This window comes from Subtercola sp. RTI3, from assembly GCF_035018625.1.
Taxonomy (GTDB): Bacteria; Actinomycetota; Actinomycetes; order Actinomycetales; family Microbacteriaceae; genus Subtercola; species Subtercola vilae.
This window is the reverse complement of record NZ_JASJXO010000091.1, coordinates 1-6,215: the sequence shown is the minus strand read 5'-3', so window position 1 is coordinate 6,215 and position 6,215 is coordinate 1. Positions and strand designations below refer to the sequence as shown.

Genomic DNA, 6,215 nt, shown 5'->3' with positions numbered 1-6,215 from the left:
TGGGCGATTCGTTCATGACCCAAGTCAACCACCAACCACTGACATTCACTCAACAAATAGGGCCCAAATCGACCCCCGCAGAAAAAAATCTCAAAAACTTTTCGACCACCCCGCCCAGTAAAATCGTCGTGGCCCGCCCGAGCGAAGGAACGATCATCCCGTGACCACCGAATCAACCGCCGACCTCGTTCACGTGATCGACATCGGCGGCAGCCATATCACCGCCGCCGCAGTCGAACTCGCGAACGGCATGGCCACCATCACGCAGACCTCCGGCCGCGACATCGACCCGCACGGCCCCGCGGAGGAGATTCTTGCGGGCTGGGCCGACGCGTGCCGCGAGCTCGGCGACATCGAGAACACACGGTGGGGCATCGCGATGCCCGACCCGTTCGATTTCGAGCGCGGAATCGGTACCTTCGTGAACGTCGCGAAATTCGAACACCTCGCGAATGTCGATCTGCGCCATGAGCTCGCACAGAGGCTGGGCACAGCACCCGAGAGAGTGCGTTTTCTGCACGACGCAGCGGCATACGGCATCGGCGAGTGGATGTTCGGCGAAGCCCGCGGCCACAACCGCGCGGTCTGCATCACCCTCGGAACCGGGGTCGGCTCCACCTTTCTCGACCGCGGCGAACCGATCGCTCACCGCGCAGACGTTCCGACCAACGGAACCGTTCACCTGCTGCAGATCGACGGCGCTCCCCTCGAAGACGCTGTCTCGACGCGCGCGATCATCGCCGCGTACGAGCGCCGCACGGCAACCAGCGTCGAAGTGAAGACCATTGCCGAGCGTGCGCGTGCTGGCGAGCCGGATGCCCGGGTCGTTCTCGACGGCGCAATGCACGCTCTCGGTGCGGCGCTCGGCCCGTGGCTCGCAGAGTTCGAGGCAAGCGTGCTGGTGGCGGGCGGTTCGATCTCCCGCTCGTGGGATCTTCTCGAGCAGCCCTTCAGGGCAGGCATCGCCGAGGCCGACCCCGAGTTCGCAGTGGCGATCGAGTTGCGTCCGTCGAAGCTGCTCGACGAGGCACCGCTGCTGGGTGCGGCGACCTGGCTCACCCGCGAGTAGCACCTCCGAACTAGCGCCCACCTACACTCGGCCACAGCGAGCCCCTTGCCCAGCCGCGCGGCGCCGCCTAGCGTGAAGCACGTGCAACAGCGCACTCAGCGCACTCAGCGCACATGATCGAAAGGCGTCACCATGGGCGACATTCCCGGTTTTCTGGCAAGCGAGTTTCCTGAAGACGCACGCGATGTTCCGGGCCAAGAAGCGTTCACCGCACGCACGCGGGCTGACGAAGAGGGCGAGTCGGCCGAAGACGCCGAGAACGAGCGCGACGAGAAGCAGATCTTCTATAAAGAGGACTCAGACACGACTCTCGCGAAAGATGACGCCGCCGACAGCGAAGCCGAGGGCGCGAATCCCGATGAGACCTCGTACGGCTCCGCCGATCTATAACTCGCCGATGTACGGCTCTGCAGACCTCTAGCCCGCAGAGCCGCCCAAAAGAGCCGCCATAATCAGCGGCCCAAGCCGGGCCTCAGCTGCTCGGCAGCGCCTGGTCGAGGTCGGCGATCAGGTCGTTCACATTCTCGATGCCCACCGAGAGGCGAATGAGGTTCTCTGGAACCTCGAGCTTGGTACCGCGTACCGATGCATGGGTCATCTCGGTGGGGTATCCCACGAGCGACTCGACGCCACCGAGCGACTCAGCCAGCTGAAAGAGCGTGGTCGATTCGGCGAATGTGCGAGCCGCAGCCGGCCCGGCCACGAAGCTCAGCGAGAGCATTCCGCCGAAGCCCGACATCTGCGTCGCAGCGAGCGCGTGGCCCGGGTGCGACTCGAGGCCGGGGTAGAAGATGCGCTCGATTGCCGGATGCCCGACCAGGTGTTCAGCGATGGCCTGCGCGTTGGCGCTGTGCCTGTCCATTCGCACGGCGAGGGTTTTGATGCCGCGAACGGTGAGCCAGGCATCCATCGGGCCCGAGACGGCACCCGCGGCGAACTGTTGAAACCCTACTTTGGCAGCAAGTTCTTCATCGTTCAGCACGATGGCGCCGCCGAGCACGTCGGAGTGGCCCCCGAGGTATTTCGTGGTCGAGTGCACCACGACGTCGGCGCCGAGGGCGAGGGGCTGCTGCAGGTAGGGCGAGGCGAAGGTGTTGTCGACGACGACGAGGGCGCCGGCAGCGTGACCGATTTCGGCGAGCGCAGCGATGTCACTGATCTTCATGAGCGGGTTGCTCGGTGTTTCAAGCCAGAGGATCTTGGTGTTGCCAGCGGCCACGGCCACGCGAACGGCGTCGAGGTCCATCATCTCGACGGTGTCGTTGGTGATGCCCGACTTGCTGTGGATGGTGTTGATCAGGCGGTGCGTTCCGCCATACACGTCGTTGCCGAGCACGACGTGGTCGCCCGGCTCGAGCACGGCGCGCAGCAGTGCGTCTTCGGCGGCGAGGCCGGAGGAGAACGAGTACCCGTGCGCTGCGCCTTCGAGCGCGGCGAGCAGGGTTTCGAGCGAGGTGCGGGTGGGGTTGCCGCCGCGAGTGTATTCGTAGCCGTTGCGAAAGCCGCCGATGCCGTCTTGTACGAAGGTGGAGGTCTGGTAGATGGGCGGGATGATCGCACCCGTAGTGGGGTCGAACTCCTGGCCGGCGTGGATGGCGGCGGTCTCGAAGCGCTGAGGCTGGGCTGCGGGTGTTGGTGCGTCTAACTGGGGCATGACATTCCTAACGCCCGGGGGCGCGTGAGTATTCGTATGTTACGAAAGCGGGCAGGTGAGGGGGTGCAGAAGTGCTTATTCGCTCAAGAAGCTGAGCAGGTCTTGCCGGGTGATCACCGAGACGGGTTTGCCGTCGTCGGTCACGAGCAGGGCGGATGCCCCGGTGAACGCCTGGCGCGCCGCGCTCACCGACTCGTTGATTCCGATGAGCGGGAACGGTGCACTGGCGAAGGGCCCCACATGGTCGGGCATCGAGGCGGCACCGCTGAAGACCTGCTCGAGCAGCGACTCCTCGTTCAGCGAACCGACGACCTCGCCCATGACCACGGGCGGTTCTGCGCTCAGAACCGGGAGCTGCGAAACCCCGTACTTCGCCATGATCTCGATGGCGTCATGCACGGTGTCGGTCGGATGCGCGTGCACGAGGTCGGGCAGCGAGCCGTTCTTCAGGCCGAGCACGTCGCGTACGGTGCTCTCGGTGAGCTCGGGGCTGAAACCGTACGAGCGCATCCATTTCTCGTTGAAGATCTTGCCGAGGTAGCCGCGGCCGCTGTCGGGCAGCAAGACCACGACGATCGCGTCGGCGGGCAGATTCGCCGCCGCCTTGAGGGCGACCGACACGGCGAGGCCGCTCGACCCGCCCACGAGCAGGCCTTCTTCGCGGGCCAGTCGCCGGGTCATCTCGAACGACTCGGCGTCGCTCGAGGCGATGATCTGGTCGACCACGGTGGGGTCGTAGGCCGCGGGCCAGAAGTCTTCGCCGACGCCCTCGACGAGGTACGGGCGCCCGGTGCCGCCGGAGTAGACCGACCCCTCGGGGTCGGCGCCGATGACCTGAACCCGGCCATCCGACACCTCTTTGAGGTACTTGCCGGTGCCGCTGATGGTGCCGCCGGTGCCCACGCCCGCCACGAAGTGCGTGATGCGGCCGTCGGTGTCGCGCCAGATCTCGGGGCCGGTGCTCTCGTAGTGCGAGAGCGGGCCGTTGGGGTTCGAGTACTGGTTGGGCTTGAATGCGCCGGGAATCTCACGAGCAAGACGATCAGAAACCGAATAGTACGAGTCAGGATGATCGGGGGCGACCGCTGTGGGTGTGACCACGATCTCGGCGCCGTACGCCAGCAGCACGCTGCGCTTGTCTTCGCCCACCTTGTCGGGCAGCACGAACACGCAGCGGTAGCCGCGCTGCTGCGCCACGAGCGCCAGGCCGACGCCGGTGTTGCCCGAGGTCGGTTCGACGATGGTGCCGCCGGGCTTCAAGAAGCCGTCACGCTCGGCCGCATCGATGATGCGGGTGGCGATGCGGTCTTTCGACGAGCCGCCGGGGTTCAGGTATTCGATCTTCGCCAGAACGGTGGCGGCGATACCCTCGGTCACTTTGTTCAGCTTGACCAGCGGGGTGTTGCCGACGAGGTCGAGAACTGTCTCTGCGTACTTCACCCCTCAAACTTACCAGCGCCGGTTGCGAGGTTACGGGGCGTCGGGGAGGCCCCGAGCAGACGAGGCAACGGCGGGGTCAGCGCAACAGGATTAGAACGAACTCGCCGAAACCTGCTCGCTGTAGAGGGTCGAGTACACCCCGCCCGCGCCCAGCAGTTCGGCGTGCGTGCCGCGCTCGACGATGAGACCGTCGTCGATGACGAAGATGACGTCTGCAGCGACCACGGTCGAGAGCCGGTGGGCGATGGCGATGGTGGTGCGCCCGCGGGCCGCGGTGTCGAGGGCGCTCTGCACGACGCGTTCGGAGATGGAGTCGAGAGCGCTCGTGGCCTCGTCGAGAATCAGTACGGCCGGGTTCTTCAGCAGCACGCGGGCGATGGCGATGCGCTGCTTCTCGCCGCCCGAGAGACGGTAGCCCCGCTCGCCCACCACGGTGTCGTAGCCACCGTCGAAGCTCATGATGCGGTCGTGGATGTTCGCGAGCCGCGCCGCCGCCTCGAGCTCGACAAGCGTGGCCTCGGGTTTGGCATACCGCAGATTGTCGGCGATCGTCGCATGAAAGAGGTACGTCTCCTGGCTCACAATGCCGAGGTGGGCGACGAGTGACTCCTGCCTGAGGCCCCGCACGTCGACGCCGCCGAACAGCACGCGGCCCGCGCTCGCCTCGTAGAACCGCGGGATGAGGTACGAGATCGTGGTCTTACCGGCACCGGAGGGCCCGACGAATGCAGCGAACTGGCCCGGTTCGATGTCGAACGAGATACCGCCGAGCGTCGGCCGCGTCGCGGGCGAGGCGTCGGCATACCGAAACACCACGTTGTCGAACGTGACCCGGCCGGCGGCGGGATGCGCGGCCACGGTCACCGCGTCGGGCCGGTCGGCGATGGCGGGCTTCAGATCCATGTACTCGAAGATGCGGGCGAACAGCGCGCCCGAGGTCTGCAGGTCGAGCGCCACGCGCAGCAGCCCCAGAAGCGGGAACAGCAGGCGCGCCTGAACTGTGGTGAAGGCCACGATGGTGCCGGCGGTGATGTCGGTGGCCCCGTTGCCGAGCAGAAAGCCGGCGACGAGGTAGACGATGGCGGGGATGCTCGACAGGAAGATGCTCACCATGGCGAAGAACCACTGGCCGCTCATCTGCTGCCTGACCTGCAGGTACACCTGGTTGTCGTTCTCGTTCGAGTACCGCGCGATCTCGGTGTTCTGGCGATTGAAACTCTTCGACAGCAGGATGCCCGAAACACTCAGCGTCTCCTGGGTGATCGCCGTCATGTCTGACAGCGACTCTTGCGTCTTCGTGGCGATGCGCGCACGAACCTGCCCCACGCGCCGCTGCGCGATCACCAGGATCGGCATGAGAATGACGGCGACGATGGTGAGCTGCCAGTTGAGCAGAATGAGCGCCACGAAGGCGGCGATGACCGTCACCGTGTTGCCGAGCACGCTCGAGATGGTGTTGGTGAGCACAGCCGCCACCCCGCCCACGTCGTTCTGCAGACGCGACTGGATGACCCCGGTCTTGGTCTTCGTGAAGAAACTGAGTTCCATGGCCTGCAGGTGCGTGAAGAGCCGAACCCGCATCGCGCCCATGACCTTGTTGCCGACGGTCGCCGTGAGGTAGGTCTGCCACACCCCGAGCAGGGTCGAAGTGACGTAGAGCACGATCATCACGATGACAATCTGGGCCAGAACCGGCACGTTCGGGCCGGATCCGGGCGGGAACAGGCCCTGGTCGAACGCGCGCTGCGTGAGCAGCGGCGGCACCACCGAGAGCGCGGCGGCGATCAGCACCAGAATCACGGTGAGGGTGATCTGCGGCTTGTAGGGTGCGAACAATGAGGCAATGCGTTGCAGGAGATGCTCCACAACGGGGGCCTCCGCGTTTCTCGCGCGCTGGGCGTCTACGTCACCGCGGGCCACGCGACCGCCACCGCCGCCGTGCCCGACCCTGCCGCCCACACCACTCATGAGCCAACCCTACGCCCGCGTTTTCGAGCCGGGCACCGGGTGGGTGGCGGCCGCACCGCGGAGGGCTGTCTCTTATACACATCT

At 65.7% G+C, this 6,215-nt stretch carries 5 protein-coding genes; 2 read left to right on the top strand and 3 right to left on the bottom strand.

Annotated elements, in window-relative coordinates; genetic code table 11:
- Nucleotides 1-160: 160 nt before the first annotated feature.
- Both QN358_RS18415 and QN358_RS18410 read left to right on the top strand, forming a co-directional pair.
- Complete coding sequence (locus QN358_RS18415; protein ID WP_136643787.1) at nucleotides 161-1,069, top strand: ROK family protein; 909 nt, start codon at nucleotides 161-163, stop codon at nucleotides 1,067-1,069.
- 132 nt (nucleotides 1,070-1,201) lie between these two features.
- Nucleotides 1,202-1,459, top strand: a complete 258-nt coding sequence (locus QN358_RS18410; protein ID WP_136643788.1) for a hypothetical protein — start codon at nucleotides 1,202-1,204, stop codon at nucleotides 1,457-1,459.
- A gap of 82 nt (nucleotides 1,460-1,541) precedes the next feature.
- On the opposite strand, the gene QN358_RS18405 is transcribed toward QN358_RS18410, so the two are convergent.
- The 3 genes from QN358_RS18405 to QN358_RS18395 all read right to left on the bottom strand — a co-directional run bounded on the left by QN358_RS18405 (nucleotide 1,542) and on the right by QN358_RS18395 (nucleotide 6,131).
- Complete coding sequence (locus QN358_RS18405) at nucleotides 1,542-2,723, bottom strand: cystathionine gamma-synthase (RefSeq protein ID WP_323513219.1); 1,182 nt, start codon at nucleotides 2,721-2,723, stop codon at nucleotides 1,542-1,544.
- 75 nt (nucleotides 2,724-2,798) lie between these two features.
- The gene (locus tag QN358_RS18400; RefSeq protein ID WP_136643790.1) at nucleotides 2,799-4,163 is read right to left on the bottom strand and encodes a cystathionine beta-synthase; all 1,365 of its coding nucleotides are present in this window, start codon (nucleotides 4,161-4,163) and stop codon (nucleotides 2,799-2,801) included.
- 90 nt (nucleotides 4,164-4,253) lie between these two features.
- Nucleotides 4,254-6,131: an ABC transporter ATP-binding protein gene (locus QN358_RS18395; protein ID WP_323513218.1), complete on the bottom strand. Its 1,878-nt coding sequence runs from the start codon at nucleotides 6,129-6,131 to the stop codon at nucleotides 4,254-4,256.
- Nucleotides 6,132-6,215 lie beyond the last annotated feature (84 nt).

What these genes read in the sequence shown, in the direction of transcription:
- QN358_RS18410 (WP_136643788.1), top strand. Translation starts at nt 1,202, where the DNA reads ATGGGCGACATTCCCGGTTTTCTGGCAAGCGAGTTTCCTGAAGACGCA.
- QN358_RS18405 (WP_323513219.1), bottom strand. Translation starts at nt 2,723, where the DNA reads ATGCCCCAGTTAGACGCACCAACACCCGCAGCCCAGCCTCAGCGCTTC.
- QN358_RS18395 (WP_323513218.1), bottom strand. Translation starts at nt 6,131, where the DNA reads ATGAGTGGTGTGGGCGGCAGGGTCGGGCACGGCGGCGGTGGCGGTCGC.